This window comes from Aquibium microcysteis (genome assembly GCF_014495845.1).
GTDB lineage: Bacteria > Pseudomonadota > Alphaproteobacteria > Rhizobiales > Rhizobiaceae > Aquibium > Aquibium microcysteis.
Map to the genome: position 1 here is coordinate 5299227 of NZ_CP061080.1, position 23058 is coordinate 5322284.

Genomic DNA, 23058 nt, shown 5'->3' on the forward strand with positions numbered 1-23058 from the left:
CGCCCCGTCAGGCGAGGACGGCGGCCGCGCGCGACAACGCTCCGGTCCCGTGCGGGATGGCGAGGGCGGCCATGGCGGTTTCGATCGCGCCCAGCACGCCGAGCGTCATGTGCGTGTTGACGTGGCCCATGTGCGCGACGCGCATGAAGCCGTCGGCTGCCGGATCGCCCTCGGGCGCCATGCCGAGCCCGATGCCCAGCGTCACGCCGGCATGGGCCTGCGTCCAGCGGCGGATGTCGGTGGCGAGCGGAGCGGCGAAGCGCACGCTGGTGACCGCATGCGAGCGGCACGCCGGGTCGGCGACGTTGAGCCCGATGCCCGACGCCTTGCCGGCGTCCTCGCCCCAGGCGTCGAAGGCGGTCCAGACGGCGCGCGCCAGCCGCTCGTGCCGCCGCCAGGCCGCCTCGATGCCCTCCTCGTGGATCAGCATGTCGAGCGCCGCGCGCAGCCCGAACAGATGGTGCGTCGGGGCGGTGCCGCCGAAGCGGTGGTAGAACTGCTTCGCCTCGATCCGTAGCGTCCAGTCCCAGTAGGGCGTGCGCCAGCGCGCACCGGCGCCGGCCTGCAGCGCGCGGTCGTTGAGCCAGACGAAGCCGAGCCCCGGCGGCGTCATCATGCCCTTCTGGCTGGCGCAGACCATCACGTCGACGCCCCAGGCGTCCATCTCGAAGACGTCGCAGCCGAGCGAGGCGATGCAGTCGACGGCGAGAATGGCCGGATGCCCGACCCGGTCGATCGCGGCCCTGACGGCAGCCGGGTCGTTGCGCACCGAGGTGGTGGTGTCGACATGCGACATCAGCACGACCTTGATCGTCCCGCCACGGTCTTCGGCCAGGGCCTTCGCCACGGCATCGGGATCGACCGGGTCGCGGCGGCCGAAGTCGAGGCGCTGCACCGTCACGCCGAGCGCCTCGGCCGCCTGTGCCCAGCCTTCGCCGAAGCGGCCGGTGACCAGCGCCAGCGCGTGGTCGCCGGGACTGAAGAGATTGGTGGTGGCCGCCTCCCAGGCGCCGTGGCCGTTGGCGATGTAGACGGCGACATGGTGCTTCGTCCGCGCCAGCCGTTTCAGATCCTCGTAGAGGCCGGTCATCATCTCGTGCAGTTCGCCACCATAGATGTCGGGCGAGGCGCGGTGCATGGCGTTGAGGACGCGGTCGGGAATGACCGAAGGACCGGGGATGGCGTGGTAGTGGCGGCCTGTGGCGGTCATGTCTCAGCGAATCCGGAAGGGGAGGGCGCGAGTCCGCGATATCCTCCCGCGGACGCGCGCGGTCAAGCCGCGCCGGCCACGGCGGCGAAGTCGCAGGTGCCTACGGCCCGTCCGCGATCCAGCCACTGCGGCGACAGTAGAGAATCTCTGTGCGACCGCTGACCGGGCTGTTCTTGAACCCGGGAACGTCGATGAGCCTTGTCCCCAACTCGGCGAGATAGGCGTCATAGGACGTGTTGCGAAGCAGGCCGACATAGAACACGTATCGCGGATCGGCCGTCTTCCTTGCCCGTTTTTCCAGATGAGACCGATTGTGGACCCGATAGGGTCCGGTCAGCGTCGTCGCGGCCATCGCTGCGCCTCACGCGGCCGGGCGGCTGGAGGCCAGCCCACCCATTTCGACGATATAGCGCACCACCTCGTCCAGGCCCTTGCCGCGCGACAGGTCGGTGAAGCCGAAGGGGCGCTGGCCGCGCTGGCGGGCAGCATCGCGCTCCATCACGTCCAGGTTGACGTTGACGTAGGGCGCGAGGTCGGACTTGTTGATGACGAGGAAGTCCGAGCGCGTGATGCCGGGACCGCCCTTGCGCGGGATCTCCTCGCCCTGGCAGACGGAGATGACATAGAGCGTCAGGTCGGCGAGGTCGGGTGAGAAGGTGGCGGCGAGGTTGTCGCCGCCCGATTCGATGAAGACGATGTCGAGATCGGGGAACTTGCGGTTCATCTCGGCGATCGCCTGGAGATTGATCGAGGCATCCTCGCGGATGGCGGTGTGCGGGCAGCCGCCGGTCTCCACCCCCATGATGCGCTCCTCCGGCAGCGCCTGGAGACGGGCGAGGATCATCGCGTCTTCCTTGGTGTAGATGTCGTTGGTGACGACGGCGATGGAGAAATCCTCGCGCATCGCCTTGCAGAGCTTTTCGGTCAGCGTCGTCTTGCCGGAGCCGACCGGTCCTCCGATGCCGACGCGCAGCGGTCCCGTGCCCTTGGTCATGATCTGAACAGCCTCGAATATTGCGTTTCGTGGTTCATGGCGGCGATCTCTGCGGCGACCGTGCAGGAGCCGAGATCGTCGGGCGTCGAGCGGGCGGCGCGGGCGGCGGTCTCGAGCACCAGCGGCTCCAGTGCGGCGAGCAGGCCGACCGCGCCGGTCTGGCCGATCACGGAGAGCCGGATCGCTGCCTGCAGCTGATTGGAGGCGAAGGCCTGGAGCCAGGCGCCGAGCGCGGCTTCCAGCGAAACGCCGTGACGGCCGGCAGTGGAGCCGACGGCGACGCAGTAGGGCAGGGCGGCCGCATCCGCGCCCCAGGCGCCGGCAGCGGTCATGAAGGCCTCCCCCTGCAGCGTCGATTCCATGTGCCGCTCGCGCGAGCCGGCCATGGCTTCGGCGAGTTCGGCCATGTCCCCGGCGTCTTCGGCCGCCGTGCCGCGCCGCCAGCTCTCGGCAAACAGCACCGCGTCGTTCCAGGCCGAGCCATGGTCGAGAAGCGCCTCGATCCAGGCCTTCAGTCCCTCGCGTCCCTCGACGAGCCCGTCATGAACCGCCCGTTCCAGGCCATGGCTGTAGGTGAACGAGCCGACCGGGAAGGCGGGCGACAGCCATGCCATCAGGCGCAGCAGCGCGGCATGGCCGTCGCGCCGCTCAGGCATGGTTGTGTCCGTAGTGCGGATCGCCCGGCAGGCGCCCGAAGCGGTCGCGGTCGCCGTGGTGGTGGCCGTCGTCGTGATGATGCCCATGCCCATGCCCATGCCCGTGGTCATGACCATGCGCATGTCCGTGGCCGGAATAGGCGCCGCGCACCGGCTGGAACGGCTCGGACACCTCCGTCACCGCCGCGCCGAGGCCCTCCAGCATGTCCCGGATGACGTGGTCGCGCAGGATGAGGATGCGGTCCGCCTCGATCTGCGCGGCGAGGTGGCGGTTGCCGATGTGCCAGGCGAGTTCGGACAGGTGCACCGGTCCGCGGGCGCGGATGTCGTAGACCTCTTCCTCGGCCGCGATGATCTCGGCGCGGCGGCCGTCGTCGAGCACCAGCACGTCGCCATGGTCGAGCGAGACGGGTTCGGGCAGGTCGACCAGCACCTTGTCGCCATGCACCAGCGTCAGGACGCGGCGGCGCAGATGGCGCTCGTCATGGGCGAGCACGACGAGGTCGAAGGGTTGCGGCCGGTCGGCCGCGGGCTCCAGTTCGGCGGCGCGCAGGATGCGCCCGGCGCGCGGCAGCTTGGTGAAATCGGTGTTGAGATTGAGCTTCATGCGGCGGCGGCTTCCTTTTCCCGTTCGCGGGCCCGCGCCAGGGCGGGCCGCGACAGCACGCGATCCATGTAGGCGTTCACCGCTTCCGATTCGATGGCGAACTTGCTGCCGCGCGCCCACTGGCCGCAATGGCCGAGGATCACGTCGACGGCGGTGAAACGGTCGCCGAGGGCATAGAGCCGATCGCCGAGCTTGGCCTCCAGCGCCGTGACCTCGCTTGCGAAATCATGCGCGGTGGCGGCGCCGACGTCGGCCCGGCAGGGCTCCGGCAGGATGAACCTGTGGCGCAGCTTGTTCCACAGCGGCGCCTCGAACTCCGACTGGGCGAACTGCATCCAGGCCTCCATCTCGGCCTCGCCGCGCAGGCCGGGCTGCGGGCCGAACCCCTTGTCGGCATGCTTCTTCGCCAGATAGCTGCAGATCGCCGCCGAATCCGTCAGGACGAAGTCGCCGTCGACCAGCGCCGGCATCTTGCCGGTCGGGTTGTAGCGCCGCATCGTCTGCGAATGCTGCTTTGTCTTGACGATCTCGTAGGGCTCTCCGAGTTCCTCCAGCATCCAGGTGACGCGGGTCAGGCGAGAGCCGGGCGATCCGACGGCTTGGTACATGCGATCTCTTCCCAGGCTATTTAGTCGCGGATAATCATCCACTGCTCGAAAGGCTCTCCCGGGAAAAAGCGCGAATCCAGCGCTTGCTCGACCGTGAACGGCGGCTCGGCAGGGAATGCACTTGGCTGAAGGCCCGTTTCGTCGATCGCACGGCGGCGACCGTCCTCGTAGGCATTCTTGAAGACCTGACCCGGATAGCGCTTCAGGCTTGGGCTGTCCTTCAGGATACCGGGAATGAACGTTCTCTGCTCGCTGATCGTGATCCGCCAGCTTTCGCTCCTGCGCCCCGGTTGGAACTGCCATTCCAGTAGATGCTGGATAAGCAGGGCGAGCCTGTTCACGATTTCGCGCTTCTGGCTGCGTCCCACGCTTTCGACCTCCTCTGCGAGGTTGTCCCAGTCGATGTCGTTGTGGGAGCGCGCGCGCAGGTTCTCCGCCTGGTCCATCAGCCAGGCGTGGAAATCCCGCTCGTAGAGCGTGTCGGGGGTCTTGGCGAGTGTCTTGCCCATCCTCGAAATCTAGTACGAAGCGGGGCGGCGCGCCATGGTCAATAGGTCTCCACCTTGTCCGGATGCACGATCTCGATCGTCCGCGAGACGAGGTGCGGACCGCTCGCCTCGCGCCACACCGCCAGATGCGGCTGCTTCGAATGCGCCGTCAGGTCCTCGCGCGTCTCCCATTTCTCCACGAAGATCAGCTTCTGCGGATCCGACAGGCTTTCGAACAGCTCGTAGGCGATGCACCCGTTCTCCTTAACGGTCTCGGCGATGCAGGCAGCGGCCGGCGCGCGCAGCGCCTCCAGCGAGCCCGGCTTGATGGTGAGCGTGGCGACGACGTAGATCATGGAGCTGTCCTCTCAACTTGATTCGGCTGAATATCAAAGAATTTTGTCGAGATCGCTGATGCCGGGCAAATCGGACAGTTTCTTGAGCAATTCGGCTCCTGAATCTCCGGCACTCCCTATGGCGTCGGTAATCTCTTTCTCGACGCCTTTCTCTACTGCTTTTTTCCCGACTCGTTTCAACCAAGAAAAAAATCCTTTAGTTTGTGGTTCCTCGACATACGGAGCTTTTATCGAGGCTAAAGTGGCTTCAAGTAGAGCGATTATTTGAGAAGTTATGATGGGATCAAGTGGCGAATTTTCACCATTTAGCGAGTTGCTGCCGCGTATCAGGTCTCTCAGTCGGATAAGGCGAGTAGAAACTTGTGAAATCGTTTCCTGAACATCTTCGGCAGTAACGTCTCTCCATCGTGACCTCAGCCGAATGCTGTCTCCGAATGGAGCCAGCATTCGTGCCAACATACTGTCACTTATCCGTTCGCCCGCGAGGATCGCTTTGATAGTGCTGGGGCTCATTCCAAGCCGTTTTGCGGCCTCCGACGTCGTTATTTTATTGTCGTCGATCCAGAACTGAAGGGACCGTGCTACCTCACCGCCTTCGTACAGGTTCTTGCCGCGATCCCGTATATTGTAGACGGGTCCTCGCGCCAGCGCCGCCAGCACAGCTGAGGTTAGGTTCTCGAAACTATCCAAGCCGACCTCACGGTTCCAAGATTACCTTAGAACAGGAAATACCGCTGCGCCATCGGCAGCACGGTTGCCGGCGGGCAGGTCAGCAGTTCGCCGTCGGCGCGCACCTCGTAGGTTTCCGAATCCACTTCGATGTGCGGCATGGCGTCGTTGAGGATCATCGAGCGCTTGCCGATGCCGCCGCGGGTGTTTTCGACCGCGACCATGGCCTTGTCGACGCCGAGCCGCTGCTTCAGACCGGCGTCGAGCGCGGCCTTCGAGACGAAGGTGACGGAGGAGTTGGTGATCGCCTTGCCGAAGGCGCCGAACATCGGCCGCATGTGGACGGGCTGCGGGGTGGGGATCGAGGCGTTGGGGTCGCCCATGGGGGCAGCCGCGATCGACCCGCCGATCAGCACCATGTCGGGCTTCACGCCGAAGAAGGCCGGGTTCCAGATGACGATGTCGGCACGCTTGCCGACCTCGAGGGAGCCGATCTCCTTGGACAGGCCGTGCGCGATGGCCGGATTGATCGTATACTTGGCAATGTAGCGGCGGGCGCGGAGATTGTCGTTTTCTCCGGTCTCCTCCTTCAGCCGCCCGCGCTGGCGCTTCATCTTGTCGGCGGTCTGCCATGTGCGGATGATCACCTCGCCGATGCGGCCCATGGCCTGGCTGTCCGACGAGATGATGGAGAAGGCGCCCATGTCGTGCAGGATGTCTTCCGCTGCGATCGTCTCCTTGCGGATGCGGCTTTCGGCGAAGGCGATGTCCTCGGGGATCGACGGCGACAGGTGGTGGCAGACCATCAGCATGTCGAGATGCTCGGCGATGGTGTTGACCGTGTAGGGCCGCGTCGGATTGGTCGAGGACGGAATGACGTTGGGCAGCCCGCAGACCTTGATGATGTCGGGCGCGTGGCCGCCGCCGGCACCTTCGGTGTGGAAGGCGTGGATGGTGCGGCCCTTGATGGCGGCCACCGTATTCTCCACGAAGCCGCTTTCGTTCAGCGTGTCGGTGTGGATCATGACCTGCACGTCGTAGGCGTCGGCCACCGACAGGCAGCAGTCGATGGCGGCCGGCGTCGTGCCCCAGTCTTCGTGCAGCTTCAGGGCGCAGGCGCCGCCGAGCACCATCTCCTCCAGCGCCGCAGGCAGGGAGGCATTGCCCTTGGCCGACAGACCGATGTTCATCGGGAAGGCGTCGAAGGACTGGATCATGCGGCCGATGTGCCAGGGGCCGGGCGTGCAGGTGGTGGCGAGCGTGCCATGGGCCGGGCCGGTGCCGCCGCCGAGCATGGTGGTCAGTCCCGCCATCAGCGCCTCCTCGATCTGCTGCGGGCAGATGAAGTGGATGTGCGCGTCGAAGCCGCCGGCCGTGACGATCTTGCCCTCGCCGGCAATGGCCTCCGTGCCCGGACCGACGATGATGCTGACGCCCGGCTGGGTGTCGGGGTTGCCGGCCTTGCCGATGGCGTGGATGCGGCCGTCGCGCAGGCCGATGTCGGCCTTGTAGATCCCGGTGTGGTCGAAGATCAGCGCGTTGGTGATGACGGTGTCGACGGCGCCCGCCGCGCGCGTCACCTGGCTCTGGCCCATCCCGTCGCGGATCACCTTGCCGCCGCCGAACTTCACCTCCTCGCCGTAGACGGTCAGATCCTTCTCGACTTCGATGAACAGTTCGGTGTCGGCCAGCCGCACCCTGTCGCCCGTGGTGGGGCCGAACATCTGGGCATAGGCGGAACGGATGATGCGTGCGGGCATGGTCGGTCCCTTCAGAACGGTGAGGAGCCGGAGAGATTTCTCCCGGTCCGATTGACGCAGAGGTAAGGTGCGGCATAGTTGCGCACGTCAGCAGCCAGAAATGCACGTAATGCGGGAAATCCCGCCGCGCGTTCAAGCCACCGGAGGAAAAAGTGTACACGAGGACAATCACCGCGATACTGATCGCGATCGGCGGCGCCGCGGCCGCGCAGGCCGAGACCCCGGTGGAACGCGGCGAATACCTGGTCCGAGGCATCGCCGGTTGCGGCAACTGCCACACGCCGATGGGACCGGACGGCTTCGTCATGCAGCAGGAACTCGCCGGCCGACTCGTCGAGGACAACCCGCTCTTCACCGCCTACGCCCCGAACATCACGCCCGCCGGCCGCATCGCGCACTGGTCGGACGAGGAACTGGCCCGCGCGATCCGCGAGGGCATCCGCCCGGATGGCAGCCTGATCGGCCCGCCGATGCCGTTCACCATGTATCGCGGGCTCGGCGACGACGATCTCAATGCCATCGTGGCGTTCCTGCGCACGCTGCCGGCCGTCGACAATACCGTTCCCGCATCCACCTACCGCATCCCGCTGCCCCCGGCCTATGGTCCTCCGGTCGAAAGCGTGACCGCGCCGGAACGCGGCGTCACGGCCGCCTATGGCGAATATCTGGCTGGTCCGGTTGCCCACTGCATGGAGTGCCACACGCCGATGGGTCCGCAGGGCCTGCTGCTCGAGACCTCGCTCGGCCAGGGCGGCTTCGAGTTCCATGGTCCGTGGGGTACGTCCGTGGCGGCCAACATCACGCCCCACGAGGACGGTATCGCCGGCTACTCCGACGATGAACTGAAGGCGATGATCACCAAGGGCGTGCGGCCCGACGGCACGCCGATGTTCCCGCCCATGCCCTACGGCCTGCTCGCCCGCATGTCGGCGGAGGATCTCGACGCCATCGTGCTCTATCTGCGCAGCCTGCCGCCGCTGCCCGACGCGCAGTAGTCCGGTCTTCGGGTCGCTTCCGGACCCGCCGGGAACCATCCGGCGGGTTCCCTCGTTCGGGTCCGAGGCTCCCGTGCCCTGTGCTCGCGGGATCTCTCGACCGTCCCAGCGAAGGAGAACGGCTTGACCCGATACGATCCAGGAACGCGCTTTGCGCGGATGGCGCTTGCGGCATCGCTTGCGGCCGGGCTGACGACGTTCCCGGCCGCAGCCCAGGGGCTCGACGCGCCCGAGGCAATCGATTCGATCGTCCAGTCCGACGTTCACGAGGAAGAGGCCGAGGCCGGCGCCGATGCCGCCAAGGTGATCGCGGCGATCGAGAAGGCGGGGCAGTCGGCCAGCGACGTGCGCAAGGTGACCGTGCTCGACCGGCTCGACATCGTCTTTCTGGCGGACGCCGCGGCGACCGAAGGCGGGCCGCCGCCCGAGATCGCCGAGAAGCTGGCCGAGCATGGCGAAGATATCGAGACGCTGCGGCGCGAGCTTACCGGCAACGCCATGCTGTTCCATGCCATCGATTCGCGGAACATCCTTCCCCAGGACGTGCTGGGCATCGAGTTCGACGACGACCGCGGTGCGGTGATCTACGCCGCCGCGAGGCCCGCCAGCTGACGGGTCTCGGGCGTGACCGCCGCTGGCTGCGCCCGCCTGCCCCATTCAGAGCTTCCCCATCACCTTCTGCTGGAAGCCGTACACGGTGCGTCCGCCCGACAGGGGCACCAGCGTGACGTCGCGCTCTTGTCCGGGCTCGAACCGCACCGCTGTGCCCGATGCGATGTCGAGCCGCATCCCGCGCGCCTTCTCGCGGTCGAAGCGCAGGCCTTCATTCGTCTCGAAGAAATGATAGTGGCTGCCGACCTGGATCGGCCGGTCGCCGGTGTTGGCGACCTTCAGCGTCACGGTCGGCCGGCCGGCGTTGAGTTCGATCTCGCCGGCGGCGGTGATGATCTCTCCGGGGATCATGGCGCCACTCCTCAGCCGGCCAGCGCCAGCCAGATGCCGCCCAGAGCGGCGGCACCGCCGGCAAGCCGGGTCGCCAGACGCCCGCTCGCCGTGCCGAAGGCCTTGCCCAGCAGCAGACCGGCGGCCACGCCCGCCGCGTGCAGCAGCGCCGTGGCGACGGCGAAGCCCACGGCGTAGGACCAGGCGCCGGCCTCGCCGATCTCGCCGCCATGGGCATGGCCGTGGAAGAAGGCGAAGAAGCCGACCATGGCCATCGCCAGCACCGTCCGGACGTTCAGCGCGACGGCGGCGAGCAGTCCGATCACGACGACGGACGCCAGGATCACTGGTTCCACGAAGGGCAGCGGCAGGTCCAGCATCGCGGCGGCGAATCCCAGGATCATCGTGCCGACGAAGGCGGAAGGCACCAGCCAGAGCGCGCGCCGGTCGGTCGCCTGCGCGAGCAGCGCCGCCCACAGGCCGACCGCTACCATCGCCAGGATGTGATCGGTCCCGAACAGGGGATGCGAGAAACCGGCGGCGAAGGAGCCGTGGGCCACAGGATCGAGGTGAGCGAAGGCCGGCGAGGCGGTCAGGCCGAGCAGGGCGGCGGTTGCGGCAAGTTTCCGGATCATGGGTCCCTCTTCGGTCTGGTCGGTGGCGTCAGGCGGCGCGGCCGGCAGGCGCGCAGCCTTCGGCCTTGAGAATGCGGGCGGCGGATGGCGGGTATTTCGACAGGAGCCGGGCCGGCCGGATCGGCCGCGGCACGAAGCCGCCGCCGCAGTTGGGGCAGGCGTCCGCGAGAACGCCATGAGCGCAGTCGGCACAGAAGGTGCATTCGAAGCTGCAGATCATGGCGTCGGCGGCATCGGGCGGCAGATCCCGGTCGCAGCATTCGCAGTTGGGTCTCAGTTCCAGCATCGCGCGCTCCTGTCGGCCGGCGGTCCTACCGAATGGGCTCGTGCACGGTGACGAGCTTGGTGCCGTCCGGGAACGTCGCCTCCACCTGCACGTCGTGGATCATCTCGGCGATGCCCTCCATCACCTGCTCCCGGGTGACGACGTGGGCGCCGGCCTCCATCAGCTCGGCGACCGAACGCCCGTCCCGCGCGCCTTCCACGACGAAGTCGGTGATCAGCGCGATGGCTTCGGGATGGTTGAGCTTGACGCCGCGCTCGAGGCGTCGGCGCGCCACCATCGCCGCCATCGAAACGAGAAGCTTGTCCTTTTCACGCGGCGTCAGAATCATGCATCCGTCCCTAGATTGACCACACTTTGGGCAGCCCTGCCGCTCCGTTGAGCATATGGAGCAGCGGTATCAGCCGCTTGCGAAGGCCGTATCCGTCCTCGGCGATCAGTCTCGCAAGAAGCTTGCCAGTCTCGCCCACCCGCCAGGCGCTGGCCCCGCCCGTCGGGCCGACGAGGGTGCGGACCCGGTCGAGGAGGTCTTCGGCATCGTCGCGCAGCACCAGCACGGTCGCGACGGCGCAGGCCCCGCCGGTCCCCGCGTGCGGCGCCAGCCGGCCGGGCACGTCGGGGCCGATGGCGAAGTCCTCGGCATGGACGAGACGCCCGCCGCTGCGGATGCGCCAGCGGTCGCGAAACAGGCCGCGCCGCAGCGTCTCTCCCATGGTGAGACGGCCGAACAGTGTCGATTCCACGATCAGCCCGCGCGCGCCGACGGCGAAGTCGGCAGAGATCGTGCGCCGGAAGGCCGAGCCGTCGAACAGGATCGTTTCCTGCGGCAGCCAGGCGAGGCTCGCCCCGGCGCCGACGTCGAGCGCGATGGTCGAGGTGGCATCGCCGCCACAGGAGCGGTACACCTTCTCGCAGGCCTGCGTGGTCACCGACGCATGCGCTCCGTCTGCCACCGTGACCGTCCACGCCAGACGGTCACCGCCCGTCAGACCGCCGGCCGTGTTGATGAGCACGGCCTCGAGCGGGTCGCCGGCGCCCTGCGGCAGCCTGATCTTGGCGGCACCCTCCTGGAACAGCCGTTCGATGCGCGTGCGGCCGACGCGCCGGCGCACGTGCAGCGCCCCGCGGGCATCGACCCTCTGTTCGGCCAGTGCGGCCCCGATTGCGCCTTCGAACGACATCCGGCCCCTCCGTCGGAACGCACGATAGCGATTGCGCCGGGCCTGTCGAGCCGGGTCGCCGGATGTTCCAGGCGCGGCTTCCGGAAGCTGCGGCGTTGTACATGCCGTGTCGAGCGGCTAGAACTCGACCGGGAGCGAGGAGGATCGGGGTATGGAAAACGGGATGGAGCCAATGAGTGACGATATTTCCAGCCGCATCATCGGCCGCATTGCCTCGCATGCGCAGCCGGATGCGGGCGAGATCACGCTGGACACGGAGCTTTCCGCGCTCGGCATTCATTCGCTCGAACTGACGGAAATCATTTTCGACATCGAGGACGACTACGGAATCGAGGTCGAGATGAACACGGCCGATGCATGGAGCAACCTGCGCAACGTCGGCGACATCGTCGAAGCGGTCCGCGGCCTCGTCGAGGCAAAAAAGACAGCATGAGCAGGCCGCGCATCGTCATCACCGGCCTTGGCGGGCTCTGCTCGCTGGGAACCGACGCAGCGTCCATCTGGACGGCCATGAAGCAGGGCGTCGTCGGCATCGGGCCGATCACCACGGTGCCGATGCGCGATCTCAAGGTCACGATCGGAGCCGAGATCAAGGCTCTGCCGTACCACGGCATCGACCACCGGCAGATGACGACGATGGACCGCTTCAGCCTGCTGGCGGCCATCGCGGCGGGCGAAGCCATCCGCCAGTCCGGGCTCGAGGTCACCGCGCAGAACGCGACGCGGATCGGCGCGGTCGTCGGGACCGGCGTCTGCGGCTGGGAGGCCATCGAGGAGAACTACCGGGCGCTGCTGCTCGAGAACAAGCCCCGCGCCGGCATCTTCACCGTGCCGCGGGTGATGCCGGGCGCGCCGGCGGGGCAGGTGTCGCTGGTTCACGGCATGCGCGGACCGGTGTTCGGCGTGACGTCGGCCTGCTCCTCGTCAAACCACGCCTTCATCGCCGCGATGGACCAGCTCCGCTCCGGCCGTGCCGACGTCATGCTGGCCGGCGGTACCGACGCGCCCATCATCTGGGGCGTCATGAAGGCCTGGGAATCGCTCCGCGTGCTGGCGAAGGAGGCCTGCCGGCCGTTCTCGGCCGATCGCGACGGTCTGGTGCTCGGCGAAGGCTCGGCGATCGCCGTCCTGGAGACGCTCGAGCATGCGCAGGCGCGCGGCGCCACGATCCTGGCCGAACTCGCCGGCGGCGGCATGTCGGCCGACGCCTCCGACATCGTCTCGCCGACGGTCGACGGACAGGCCTTCGCCATCCGCTCCTGCCTCGACGATGCCGGGCTGGCGCCGCAGGACGTCGACTACATCAACGCGCATGGCACGGCCACCAGGATGAACGACGCGACGGAGACGAAGGCTCTTCAGACAGTCTTCGGCGATCACCTTCCCGCAATCGCGGTCTCGTCGACCAAGTCCATGCACGCACATTGTCTTGGGGCCTCGGGCGCTCTCGAGCTGATCGCCTGCGTCAACGCCGTCCGCGAAGGCGTCATCCCGCCCACCATGGGCTACCGTGTCGCCGATCCCGACTGTCCGCTCGACGTGACGCCGAACGAGGCGCGCCGCCGGCCGGTCCGTGCGGCGGTCAGCAATTCCTTTGCCTTCGGCGGCACCAATGCCGTCGTGGCGGTAAAGGCCTTCGGCGGCTGACCGGCACGGCGGTGCCGGACTGTTCATCAACGGGCGCCGCGGCCGTCATTGCTCCGGCGCACGCACCCGGGCATGATCTCCGCCATCGACGGCCGACGTCCCCTTTCTCTTTCCGGAGACCCTCATGACCGACCTGTCTGCGTTCGCGATCTCCCGCGCCTATCCCGCGCAGCATCCTGATCGACTGCAACTCTACTCCTTCCCGACCCCGAACGGCATCAAGGTTTCGGCCATGCTGGAGGAGATCGGCCTCCCGTACGAGCCGCACCTCGTCAACATCATGAAGAACGAGACCTGGACGCCCGACTTCCTGGCGCTCAACCCCAACGGCAAGATCCCCGCGATCATCGATCCCGCCGGTCCGGGCGGCAAGCCGCTGCCTTTGTTCGAGTCCGGTGCGATCCTGGTCTATCTGGCCGAGAAAACCGGCAGGCTGATGCCGCAGGACCCGGCCGGCCGCTACGAGACCATGCAGTGGGTGTTTTTCCAGATGGGCGGCCTGGGGCCGATGTTCGGCCAGCTCGGCTACTTCTTCAAGTTCGCCGGCACCGCCATCGAGGACAAGCGCCCGCTGGAGCGGTACGTCGCCGAGAGCAAGCGCCTGATGGGCGTGCTCGAGACGCGGCTGGACGGCCGGACCTGGATCATGGGCGACGACTATACGATCGCCGACCTGGCGATCTTCCCCTGGGTTCGGACGGTCAAGGAGTTCTACGGGGCCGGCGCAGTCACCGGGCTCGACACCTCGGTCAACGTGCTCGCCTGGCTCGAGCGCTGCATGGCGCGTCCCGCGAGCCAGGCGGCGCTGAACATTCCCGCCCGTCCCTGAAGGTCCGGGGGCGAGGGTGCGGTCCGGCGCAGGCCGGACCGTCAGTTGCCGCCGAACAGCTTCTGCAGCGCGGCCTCGAGCCTGCTCCGCTCCTCGCGGTCGATCGTCGGCGGCATGATGAAGCGGTTCATGAACAGCCGGGCGTCGCTGGCGGAGGTGACCGCGCCCTGCCGCAGCAGCGACAGCGTCGACAGCAGCGCGTCGCCGTCGCATTCCGCGGGGGAATACTGCCAGTATGACCCCTGCTCGCCCTGCGCCTGCTTCATCCCGCAGCGCTGGCCGGGCGGTGCGTCCCGCCAGAACAGCGACAGGATGTCCGTCAGCGCCGAAGGGTTGTTGGCGTAGTAGCTGTGCTTCAGCATGTCTTCGCCAATCTCGGTCATGTCGATGCTGTCCACATCGGCCACGTGCAGGATGCCGCGTCCACCCTGTCCGGCGCGCGGCGAATCGCCATGCAGCCGCCGCGACACCGCAAGCGCCCAGTCCTTGTTGGAAGCATAGAGCGTGATGCGGCGCGCCGCCACACGGATGGTCTTCATCATCTCGGCGAAGAGCCCGGCATCGAGGTCGGGCGCGGTGAACAGCACCTGGTCGAAGGCGGGCTGCGCGCCTTTGTAGCGCAGCGCGAAGAGCTCCAGCGCGTCGGTCAGGGCCCGGTTGCCCATCGAGTGCGCGATCAGATGGATGCGCTGCGCGCCCGACTTCGCCACCACGTCCTCCAGGAACCGGCTGAGCCGGCGGCCGCTGAGGTTCACCACCGCCGTGTCGGCGATGTAGGACAGCAGCGAGGAGCGGGACGGCCAGGAGTAGAGGATCGGCAGGCCGTCGAAATTCATGTCGTAGGCCATCTGCGCCGTGCGTTGAGCTGCCTCGTGGAACGGCACGTTGAAGCCGTGGACGAAGACGAAGGCCTCCGCCTTGCCGGTCTCCGCGACCTGTGCGCGCATCTCGGCGAACACCGCCTCGTCCGCCGCCGGCGTCACCGACAGCAGCACGATGTGGCGCTCCGGATCCTCGCGGAAGTCGAAGGTCCATATCGACGGCTTCTCGATCCGACCCGGCTTGTGAGCCTCGGGAATGCTGACTGTCGCAGTCCCGAGCTCCAGCTCGCCGCGCTCCCCGCCATAGACCTTCGCCGGCAGCGTTTCCCCGGTGCGCGCCCGGTCGGTCGCGTAGAAGATCCTGACGGTCGAATAGCCGGCGTCCGGGTCGAGGTCGAAGCTGCGGCCCGTCTCCGCGAGGCGGTCGGTCTCCCGGGCATGGTCCTCGGCGACCGCACGGGCGCGCTCGGCCGCCTCCGGGTCGCCGATCGCGGCGAGCCTGTCGAGGAGCGGCTGGACCGTGCCGGCGAGGCCGGCCGCCCGCGCGACGGCGAGCGCCCGTTCCAGCGCGTCGACGGCCTCGCCTGCGCGGCCCGCCGCGATCAGGTCGCCCGCCGCGGCGTCCAGCACCAGGATGAGGTCGGGCGCATTCTTCCCGTCTTCGGCAGCGATCAGTTCGGCGAGTGACAGCCGGGTCGCGGCGGCCTGCGCAGGCCGCCCGGCCTCGGCCTCGATTTCGGCCTTCTGCTCCAGCAGGTCGCGGCGGTTGCGGGTGTCAGCCTCCTCGGCGAGCGCGGCCGACAGCAGCGCGATTGCGCCGTCGGGATCGTCGGCGGCGAGCCTCTGCGACAGGGCGACGCCCAGCAACGGATCGGCCGCGGAGGCGGGCAGCGGCGCGGCCGCGACGAATGCGGCAAGCGCAGCCGCGGCGGCGAGGCGAAGTCCATCCGCTGCACGTCGAGTCGAGATGTTGAACATGCCGCGCGCCCACATGACGAGTTGGCCGGAAGTGACTGAGCCTGACGGTATAGACAGTGCGGGTCAAGAACGTCGTGAGTATGACGGGGCAATGGTCGCGTATCTGCGGGCATGCGGGCTGGTCGCGACGCACCACCCGGTCTTCAGATGCGAAGAAGGGCGCGGCCTCGCCGGCCGCGCCCTTCTTCTGCGGGACGAAGGCTGCCGCTCAGCGGCCGAGCCACTCGTCGATCTCGCGGTCGGCCTCGTCCTGGGCCTTGCCGTAGCGCTCCTGGAGACGGCCCGAAAGCTGCTTGCGATCGCCCTCGATCACCTGCAGGTCGTCGTCGGTGAGCTTGCCCCACTGCGACTGCACCTTGCCCTTGATCTGCTCCCAGTTGCCTTCGATCTGATTGCGGTTCATGGCGGATCTCCTTGGTTGGCAGACGACGGTCTGTCGTCCGTTCCAGATGAAAACGCCGTTCGCCGCCGCCGGGTTCCGCTTCCGCAATGACGTTGCGGAAGGCCAAGAAAAACCCCGCCGGATCGCTCCGGCGGGGTCTGCCGGATCGCTCCGGCCGGTCTTAGCGTCCGGCCCGCAGGGCCGGGCGGGCTCAGGAGTTGCCCTGCTTCTTCAGCGCGGCACCCAGGATGTCGCCCAGCGAGGCGCCGGAGTCGGTCGACCCGAACTGCGCCACCGCTTCCTTCTCCTCGGCGATTTCGAGCGCCTTGATGGAGACGTTGATGCGGCGGGTCTTCTTGTCGAACTGCGTCACGCGGGCATCGACCTTCTGGCCGACCGAGAAACGCTCGGGGCGCTGCTCGTCGCGGTCGCGCGACAGGTCCGAGCGGCGGATGAAGGTGTCCATGTCGTGGTCGACGAGACGCACTTCCAGGCCGCCATCCTTGACCGCCGTGACCTCGCAGGTGACGACCGCGTTCTTGCGCAGATCGCCCGAGGCAGCCGCCTCGCCGACCGCGTCGCGGCCGAGCTGCTTGATGCCGAGCGAGATGCGCTCCTTGTCGATGTCGACGTCGAGCACCTGGGCCTTCACCACGTCGCCGCGGTTGAACTCCTCGATGACCTGCTCGCCCGGACGGTTCCAGTCGAGGTCGGAGAGGTGCACCATGCCGTCGACGTCGCCCTCGAGGCCGATGAACAGACCGAACTCGGTCTTGTTCTTGACCTCGCCCTCGACCACCGAACCGGTCGGATGGTTGCGGGCGAAGGCCTCCCACGGGTTCTCGAGCGTCTGCTTGAGGCCGAGCGAGATGCGGCGCTTCTGCGGGTCCACCTCGAGCACCACGACGTCCACCTGCTGGGTGGTCGACAGGATCTTGCCCGGATGCACGTTCTTCTTGGTCCACGACATTTCCGAAACGTGGATGAGGCCCTCGATGCCCGGCTCCAGCTCGACGAACGCGCCGTAGTCGGTGATGTTGGTGACCGTGCCGGTGATCTTCTTGCCGAGCGGGAACTTGGTGCCGATTTCCGACCACGGATCCGCCTCGAGCTGCTTCATGCCGAGCGAGATGCGGTGCGTTTCCTGGTTGATGCGGATGATCTGCACCTTGACCGTCTGGCCGATGTTGAGGATCTCGGTCGGATGGTTGACGCGGCGCCAGGCCATGTCGGTGACGTGCAGCAGGCCGTCGATGCCGCCGAGGTCGACGAACGCACCGTAGTCGGTGATGTTCTTGACCACGCCTTCGACCACCTGGCCCTCCTCGAGGTTCTGGACGATCTCCGAACGCTGCTCGGCGCGGCTCTCTTCCAGCACGGTGCGGCGCGACACGACGATGTTGCCGCGGCGGCGATCCATCTTGAGGATCTCGAAGGGCTGCGGATTGTGCATCAGCGGCGTGACGTCGCGGATCGGGCGGATGTCGACCTGGCTGCGCGGCAGGAACGCCACGGCGCCGTCGAGATCGACCGTGAAGCCGCCCTTGACCTGGTTGAAGATGACGCCTTCCACGCGCTCGCCCTTGGAGAACTTCTCCTCGAGGCGGACCCAGCTCTCCTCGCGGCGAGCCTTCTCGCGCGACAGCATGGCCTCGCCCAGCGCGTTCTCGATGCGCTCGACATAGACCTCGACGGTGTCGCCGACCTTCATCTGGCCGTCCTTGGCCTTGGCGCCGAATTCCTTCAGCGGCACGCGGCCCTCGACCTTCAGGCCGACGTCGATGATGGCCATGTCCTTTTCGATGGCCGTGATGACGCCCTTGACGACCGAGCCCTCGGCGGAATGGCTTTCGGAGAAGGACTCTTCGAGCAGGCTCGCGAAATCGTCACGGGATGGATTGAATTGCGACATTGGTTCTCCTGGATGCCCCGGCCTCGCGGGCGGCGGGGCGGCACCGGTGGTTCGTGTTTCGGTTCGCCTGGACCCGCAATCCGCTCGTCTCGAGCGTTTGGCCGCTGTGGCGGCCGGTCCGGTGCAGTCTGAATGCGGGCAGGCATCGTTCACCCGGAACGCAAAAGGGCGGAGGGACTTCCATTCGCTCGCGAAAGGAAAGGTCCGCCGCCGCTGCTTCCGGTCAGTTCCGCCCCCCCAGCGCATCGTCGATGATCGCGCAGGCGGCGAGGAACGCGGCTTCTATACTCATTTGCGACGTGTCGAGCAAGTGTGCGTCGGCCGCCGGCCTGAGCGGCGAATCCGCCCGCTCCATGTCGCGCGCGTCGCGCCGCTCGATGTCGGCGAGGATCGCCGCGTAGTCGGCCTGGCCGCCGAGCCGCAGGATCTCGCGGTGCCGCCGGCCCGCGCGGACAGCGGGGCTCGCGGTCACGTAGAGCTTCACGTCGGCGTGCGGGCAGACCACCGTACCGATGTCCCGGCCGTCGAGCACCGCCCCCGGCGGCTGCGACGCGAAGGCACGCTGCTTCTCCACGAGCACCCGGCGCACCGGCGGAAAGACGCTGACCCGCGACGCCGCGTCGCCCACGGCGTGGGCAGACAACGCCGCGGCATCGAAGGCGGAGAAATCGACCGCCCTGGCCGCCTCCGTTGCCAGTGCCTCGTCGTCGAGAGGCCGGCCCGCTGCCATCAGCGCCTGCGCCACCGCCCGGTAGGACAGCCCGGTGTCGAGATGGCGCAGCCCGTACTGCGTGGCGAGCCGCCGCGACAGCGTGCCCTTGCCCGAAGCGGCCGGTCCGTCGACGGCGATGACGATGGGTTTGCTCATGGCCGGCGTTGAAGCGGGATTCGGGCGGGGAGGCAAGGGGCGAGGGGAGGCAGGACGCGCGTTGCGCGCTTTGACGCGCGCGGGCATCGCAGTTCGGGGCCCGGACGAGCCCGGCCGCTTTCGACCCGGCCGGGATGCCGACCCGATCACGGAGTGACGCGCGACATCGGTGGCGCAAAGAACTGGAACTGTCTGGTCATCCGTTCCATGATCGGGTTCCCGGGGATTGCATCCTATGCCGCAAGGAATGTCCGTACCCGCCGCCATGCGCAAATGCCTGAGCATCTGTTCAGGGCAATCCTGACCAGGGGTCCTGATCCTCATGCATTCTCCGGCCGCAACCGATCCGTCATCCACAAGAGGTCCTTCGCGCAGGCGGATCTGCGTGCTGGGCGCCACGGGGACCATTGGCCGCGCCACGGTCGGTGCACTCGTGCAGCGGGGACATGAAGTGGTCTGTCTCGTCAGAGCCCGCGCGGGCATCGGCGGATCGTCGGCGCCGGCAGACACCGTACACCTCCTCCACGGCGCCGCCGTCAGGGTCGTGGACCCTGCCGATCCCGCGTCGCTGCGCCGCGGCGTCTTCGATGGCGGGCGTTTCGACGCCGTCCTGTCATGCATGGCCTCCCGCACCGGCGCGCCGAAGGACGCCTGGGCAGTCGATTTTCGCGCGCATATGAACATACTCGACGCGGCGAAGCAGTCGGGCGTCGGGCACTTCGTGCTGCTCTCCGCCATCTGCGTGCAGAAGCCGCTCCTCGCCTTCCAGCATGCCAAGCTGGCCTTCGAGGAGGCGCTGACCACATCGGGTATGCGCTATTCCATCGTCCGGCCGACCGCCTTCTTCAAGTCGCTGTCGGGTCAGATCGAGCGTGTCCGCGGCGGCCGCCCCTACCTGATTTTCGGGGACGGGACGCTGACGGCGTGCAAGCCGATCAGTGACGCCGATCTGGCCGAATACATCGCGGGCTGCCTCGACGAGGAGAGCCGCTGGAACCGCATCCTGCCGATCGGTGGGCCGGGACCGGCGATCACGCCGCGGCAGCAGGGCGAAACGCTGTTTCAACTGCTGGGGCGCCCGGCACGGTTCCGGTCGGTTCCCCCGCAACTGCTCGACGTCATTGTGGCCGGGCTCGGGGCGGTGGGCCGCATCCTGCCCCCGCTGGCCGCGAAAGCCGAACTCGCCCGCATCGGGCGATATTATGCGACGGAATCCATGCTGGTGCTGAACCCGCGGACGGGCTCGTACGATGCCGACGCCACGCCCTCGACGGGAACCGAGACGCTGTTCGACTTCTACCGCGCGGTGCTTGGCGGCGGCCGCATGCCGGACCGGGGGGACCACGCCGTCTTCTGAGGAGGCGCGGAAGCGACGAGCGCCGCGGGGACGGGGGCCTGCCTGCGATCGCTTCGCCGGACGCCAGGCTGGCGTTGCCCCTTTGCGAAACCAATCGATCGGACGCGGTGACGGAGTTGGCCGGGAGAATGAAGAGGACGACGAGAATCCTTGCCTGGCTGGCGGGCCTGGCCGCACTTGCGATCGTCGTGTCGGCCGTCCTCCTCCATGCGCCCGACAAGTCCCGCGCCGTGCTGGACGTGGCCTACCCTGCCGACTACCGCACGGTGGAGGGGGTGCGGCTGCGTTTGCGGGACACCGGTCCGCGTGACGCTCCGGCGGTGATCCTGCTGCACGGGTTCGGCGCCAGTCTCGACACCTGGGACGCCTGGGCGCAAGGCCTGTCGTCGCGTTTCCGGGTGGTCCGGTTCGATCTGCCGGGCTTCGGCCTGACCGGCCCCGACCCGACAGGCGACTATTCCGACGCGAGGGCGATCAGGATCCTGCTCGGTCTGCTGGATGACCTCGGCATCGATCGCGCCGGAATCGTCGGCAGTTCGCTCGGCGGACGCATCGCCTGGAGCTTCGCTGCCCGTCATCCCGATCGTGTCTCGCGCCTCGTCCTGATCTCGCCGGACGGTTTCGCCAGCCCGGGCTTCGCCTACGGCGAGGCCGCCGGCGTGCCCGTGGTGATGCGGGCTCTGCCCTACGTCGCGCCGCGCGGCCTGCTGAAGGCCAATCTGGCGGCCGCCTACGCCCGGCCGGAAGCGCTGAGCGAGCGGGTGGTGACCCGCTATCGCGACATGATGCTGGCACCAGGCGTCCGAAAGGCGATCCTTGCCCGCCTGGAGCAGACGATCCTGTTCGACCCCGGGCCGGCACTCTCGAGCATCCGGACGCCGACCCTTCTCCTGTGGGGCGAGATGGACCGGATGATCCCGATCTCGAATGCGGCCGACTACCTGCGGCTGATGCCGAATGCCGTCCTGGTGCGCCTGCCGGATGCAGGTCATCTTCCGTTCGAGGAGGACCCACGGGGATCCCTTCCGCCGGTCGAGCGGTTCCTGTCCGGCGAGACTCCGTGAACTGGGCAGGGAGGAGGTCGGTCGCCGCATCGTCCGGGCGCGGCGGATCAGGTCACACGAAGCACCGTCCACCCGTTCGCGGTCCTGCCTGGAAAATGCGTTTCGCGCAGGGCAATGCCCGAACTCCCGACTGCTGCCGTGTTTCGGGAAATCTCGCCGATCGATCTCCGCTGCAGGATCGTCCATCGAAACCATCGAAACCATCGACGACGTCGAACGGGGGCGGTCATCAGAGACCCGGTCGGGCTCATCCAAGAACCGTATGGAGGTTGTGACGGAAAGGAATGCCGGATGCAGCAAACGACGACGCATACCCAAATTTGGGTATGCGCGAATACTCGGAAATCCTTAGCGTGCCTCCCGCGACGGGAGGGATATTCGTTGCGATCATGGCACGAGATGGAATAGCTTAGGGATGATGTTCGTTGAGGCAGCAGAGGACCGACGACGACTTTCATCGGTGACGCGCGCCTCACCATGCTTCGGTTCCCGTGCCGCCGGCGAACGCCCTCGTTTTCTCGGGGGAGCGCCCAGACGGAACCGGCCGCGCCGGAACGGCAGAAGACGTCGAGCGCAATGAAAGGATGCAGCTGGACGATGGGCGGCGGGAGCCTCATGACGAACAGGTCCATCGGTGTGCTGGCCTGCGGCGTCTCCCTGCTGACGCCGGCCGTCGCCTTCCCGCTTCCGGCACGCGCCTAGACCGGAGAGTTCGGACGGGCCGGGAACTTCCGGATTTCGATCTTCCGTTACTCTGCACCTGAATCATGAGGGGAACACCATGTCGAACTTGCGCATCGTCGCTTTCGCCACGCTCGCGACGGCCGCGGCTCTGCCGGCTCTCGCCCAGACGAACGACTATGGCGGCTACGACATCGTCAGCCAGCGCCAAGGCGAATATTTCTACGCCGATACCCGCGGATGGCGCATCTTCGCGGCCAGGGATGGTGCGGCATTCGCCTACTGCTTTGCCGATACGGATCAGAGCAACGGGACGTCCCACCGGCTCGGCTGGGACGGCATGCAGTGGCAGCTCGCGGTGCCGCTCCGGACGCGGCCGGACTGGGAGGGTACCCTCCAGATCGACGGTGCCGGATCCGGGCAGGGCTATGGCAAGGGGGGCGATTCAATTTCCGGCACCGCGAACGCCGAGTGGACCATCGCCTGGCTCGGGGAGGCCGAACTCGACGGCATCCGCCGGGGGGGCGACGCCGTCCTCGGGGTCGGCAAGCGCGACTACGATTTCTCCTTGTCCGGCGCGACGGCGGCCACGCTGAAGGTCCAGGAATGCGTGGAGCAGGCGGGCGGTGGGGGACCGGCCGCGGCGCCACAGCCGGAGCCGGGCGCCAGCGACACCGTCCGTTTCGGCAAGGCCGGCAGCTGGGTCGTCAACGAGATCCGGGACGGCCGGCAGACAGTCGCGTGCGAAGCCCTCGACCCGTCACAGAATCCGAATCTCCGTTTCGAGATCGATCGCGACAACTCCTACATCGATTTCCGGGATGGCGGGTACATGGGCGATCTCGGCGAGCGCAAACCGATCCGGCTTCTGTTCGGGCCGGGCAGTTCGTGGAGCGAAACGGAGGTCGAGATCATCGAGGGCCGGGACGGCGACAAGTGGGCCCGCATCTCCGAAGGCCGCAGCGACGGGCCGGGCTTCCTGGACGATGCCATTCCCAATGCGCCTCAGGTCGCGTTCGTCGGTGACAACATCATCCTCGAGACGCCGCTCGATGGCACCAACCGGGCGCTCGACCTGTTCTTCCGATGCAGCGACAAGATCCGATGAGCCCAGGCTGACGCCCGTGCCGCGGCT

27 protein-coding genes are annotated in these 23058 nt (G+C 67.5%); 8 read left to right on the forward strand and 19 right to left on the reverse strand.

The genetic code is table 11. The features are described from left to right. Positions 1-7: 7 nt before the first annotated feature. The 10 genes from IAI54_RS24985 to ureC form a co-directional block, all read right to left on the reverse strand. Positions 8-1210: a pyridoxal-phosphate-dependent aminotransferase family protein gene (locus IAI54_RS24985; protein WP_187969756.1), complete on the reverse strand. Its 1203-nt coding sequence runs from the start codon at positions 1208-1210 to the stop codon at positions 8-10. Between the two features lie 100 nt (positions 1211-1310). Beyond that, complete coding sequence (locus IAI54_RS24990; protein ID WP_187969757.1) at positions 1311-1562, reverse strand: hypothetical protein; 252 nt, start codon at positions 1560-1562, stop codon at positions 1311-1313. Positions 1563-1571: 9 nt separating this feature from the next. After that, positions 1572-2204, reverse strand: coding sequence for an urease accessory protein UreG (ureG, locus tag IAI54_RS24995; RefSeq protein WP_187969758.1), 633 nt, complete (start codon positions 2202-2204; stop codon positions 1572-1574). Next, positions 2201-2860, reverse strand: a complete 660-nt coding sequence (locus tag IAI54_RS25000) for an urease accessory protein UreF (protein ID WP_187973340.1) — start codon at positions 2858-2860, stop codon at positions 2201-2203. The genes ureG and IAI54_RS25000 overlap by 4 nt, the downstream gene beginning before the upstream one ends. Next, positions 2853-3467, reverse strand: a complete 615-nt coding sequence (locus IAI54_RS25005; RefSeq protein WP_187969759.1) for an urease accessory protein UreE — start codon at positions 3465-3467, stop codon at positions 2853-2855. Before IAI54_RS25005 ends, IAI54_RS25000 begins: the two co-directional genes overlap by 8 nt. Next, the gene (locus IAI54_RS25010; RefSeq protein ID WP_187969760.1) at positions 3464-4075 is read right to left on the reverse strand and encodes a glutathione S-transferase family protein; all 612 of its coding nucleotides are present in this window, start codon (positions 4073-4075) and stop codon (positions 3464-3466) included. The genes IAI54_RS25005 and IAI54_RS25010 overlap by 4 nt, the downstream gene beginning before the upstream one ends. Before the next feature lie 20 nt (positions 4076-4095). Further along, positions 4096-4584 carry a DUF29 domain-containing protein gene (locus tag IAI54_RS25015; RefSeq protein ID WP_187969761.1) on the reverse strand — a complete coding sequence of 163 codons (489 nt, stop codon included), beginning with the start codon at positions 4582-4584 and terminating at the stop codon, positions 4096-4098. A 38-nt stretch (positions 4585-4622) separates the two neighbouring features. Further along, positions 4623-4919, reverse strand: a complete 297-nt coding sequence (locus tag IAI54_RS25020) for a putative quinol monooxygenase (RefSeq protein ID WP_187969762.1) — start codon at positions 4917-4919, stop codon at positions 4623-4625. Between the two features lie 33 nt (positions 4920-4952). Further along, the gene (locus tag IAI54_RS25025; protein ID WP_187969763.1) at positions 4953-5609 is read right to left on the reverse strand and encodes a helix-turn-helix domain-containing protein; all 657 of its coding nucleotides are present in this window, start codon (positions 5607-5609) and stop codon (positions 4953-4955) included. Positions 5610-5635: 26 nt separating this feature from the next. Then, positions 5636-7348: an urease subunit alpha gene (gene ureC / locus IAI54_RS25030; protein WP_187969764.1), complete on the reverse strand. Its 1713-nt coding sequence runs from the start codon at positions 7346-7348 to the stop codon at positions 5636-5638. Between the two features lie 152 nt (positions 7349-7500). Here ureC and IAI54_RS25035 point away from each other — a divergent pair, with 152 nt between their 5' ends. Continuing rightward, a complete protein-coding gene (locus IAI54_RS25035; RefSeq protein WP_210321170.1) occupies positions 7501-8343 on the forward strand; it encodes a c-type cytochrome in 843 nt (280 codons plus the stop codon). A 123-nt stretch (positions 8344-8466) separates the two neighbouring features. Next, the gene (locus IAI54_RS25040; protein WP_187969765.1) at positions 8467-8955 is read left to right on the forward strand and encodes a hypothetical protein; all 489 of its coding nucleotides are present in this window, start codon (positions 8467-8469) and stop codon (positions 8953-8955) included. A gap of 45 nt (positions 8956-9000) precedes the next feature. Here IAI54_RS25040 and IAI54_RS25045 read toward each other — a convergent pair whose 3' ends face one another. Genes IAI54_RS25045 through IAI54_RS25065 form a run of 5 tightly spaced genes read right to left on the reverse strand, consistent with a single transcriptional unit; the run spans position 9001 to position 11384 of the window. Continuing rightward, the gene (locus IAI54_RS25045; RefSeq protein ID WP_187969766.1) at positions 9001-9306 is read right to left on the reverse strand and encodes an urease subunit beta; all 306 of its coding nucleotides are present in this window, start codon (positions 9304-9306) and stop codon (positions 9001-9003) included. A gap of 11 nt (positions 9307-9317) precedes the next feature. Beyond that, complete coding sequence (locus IAI54_RS25050; RefSeq protein ID WP_187969767.1) at positions 9318-9920, reverse strand: HupE/UreJ family protein; 603 nt, start codon at positions 9918-9920, stop codon at positions 9318-9320. A gap of 28 nt (positions 9921-9948) precedes the next feature. After that, positions 9949-10206 (reverse strand): DUF1272 domain-containing protein, encoded by a 258-nt coding sequence (locus IAI54_RS25055; protein WP_187969768.1) that lies wholly within the window; start codon positions 10204-10206, stop codon positions 9949-9951. 25 nt (positions 10207-10231) lie between these two features. Continuing rightward, positions 10232-10534, reverse strand: a complete 303-nt coding sequence (locus IAI54_RS25060) for an urease subunit gamma (protein ID WP_187969769.1) — start codon at positions 10532-10534, stop codon at positions 10232-10234. A gap of 10 nt (positions 10535-10544) precedes the next feature. Beyond that, on the reverse strand, positions 10545-11384 hold the full coding sequence (locus IAI54_RS25065) for an urease accessory protein UreD (protein WP_187969770.1): 840 nt from the start codon (positions 11382-11384) through the stop codon (positions 10545-10547). A 172-nt stretch (positions 11385-11556) separates the two neighbouring features. Between IAI54_RS25065 and IAI54_RS25070 the strand changes: the two genes are divergently transcribed. The 3 genes from IAI54_RS25070 to IAI54_RS25080 all read left to right on the forward strand — a co-directional run bounded on the left by IAI54_RS25070 (position 11557) and on the right by IAI54_RS25080 (position 13860). Then, entirely contained in the window at positions 11557-11817 is a 261-nt protein-coding gene (locus IAI54_RS25070; protein ID WP_187973342.1) for an acyl carrier protein, read from the forward strand. Continuing rightward, entirely contained in the window at positions 11814-13031 is a 1218-nt protein-coding gene (locus IAI54_RS25075) for a beta-ketoacyl-[acyl-carrier-protein] synthase family protein (RefSeq protein ID WP_187969771.1), read from the forward strand. The genes IAI54_RS25070 and IAI54_RS25075 overlap by 4 nt, the downstream gene beginning before the upstream one ends. A 124-nt stretch (positions 13032-13155) precedes the next feature. After that, positions 13156-13860, forward strand: coding sequence for a glutathione S-transferase N-terminal domain-containing protein (locus IAI54_RS25080; protein WP_187969772.1), 705 nt, complete (start codon positions 13156-13158; stop codon positions 13858-13860). 41 nt (positions 13861-13901) lie between these two features. Here IAI54_RS25080 and IAI54_RS25085 read toward each other — a convergent pair whose 3' ends face one another. The 4 genes from IAI54_RS25085 to cmk all read right to left on the reverse strand — a co-directional run bounded on the left by IAI54_RS25085 (position 13902) and on the right by cmk (position 18821). Beyond that, positions 13902-15659: an alpha/beta hydrolase gene (locus IAI54_RS25085; RefSeq protein WP_187969773.1), complete on the reverse strand. Its 1758-nt coding sequence runs from the start codon at positions 15657-15659 to the stop codon at positions 13902-13904. 208 nt (positions 15660-15867) lie between these two features. Beyond that, the gene (locus IAI54_RS25090) at positions 15868-16062 is read right to left on the reverse strand and encodes a CsbD family protein (protein WP_187969774.1); all 195 of its coding nucleotides are present in this window, start codon (positions 16060-16062) and stop codon (positions 15868-15870) included. A gap of 190 nt (positions 16063-16252) precedes the next feature. Next, positions 16253-17953 (reverse strand): 30S ribosomal protein S1, encoded by a 1701-nt coding sequence (rpsA, locus tag IAI54_RS25095; protein ID WP_187969775.1) that lies wholly within the window; start codon positions 17951-17953, stop codon positions 16253-16255. Positions 17954-18176: 223 nt separating this feature from the next. Next, positions 18177-18821 carry a (d)CMP kinase gene (gene cmk / locus IAI54_RS25100; protein ID WP_187969776.1) on the reverse strand — a complete coding sequence of 215 codons (645 nt, stop codon included), beginning with the start codon at positions 18819-18821 and terminating at the stop codon, positions 18177-18179. A 385-nt stretch (positions 18822-19206) separates the two neighbouring features. On the opposite strand from cmk, the gene IAI54_RS25105 reads away from it, so the two are divergent. The 3 genes from IAI54_RS25105 (at position 19207) to IAI54_RS25115 (ending at position 23031) form a co-directional block, all read left to right on the forward strand. Beyond that, the gene (locus IAI54_RS25105) at positions 19207-20178 is read left to right on the forward strand and encodes an NAD(P)H-binding protein (RefSeq protein ID WP_275403591.1); all 972 of its coding nucleotides are present in this window, start codon (positions 19207-19209) and stop codon (positions 20176-20178) included. A 128-nt stretch (positions 20179-20306) separates the two neighbouring features. Then, positions 20307-21242, forward strand: a complete 936-nt coding sequence (locus IAI54_RS25110; protein WP_187969778.1) for an alpha/beta fold hydrolase — start codon at positions 20307-20309, stop codon at positions 21240-21242. Between the two features lie 781 nt (positions 21243-22023). Further along, entirely contained in the window at positions 22024-23031 is a 1008-nt protein-coding gene (locus tag IAI54_RS25115; protein WP_187969779.1) for a hypothetical protein, read from the forward strand. Positions 23032-23058: the final 27 nt, after the last annotated feature.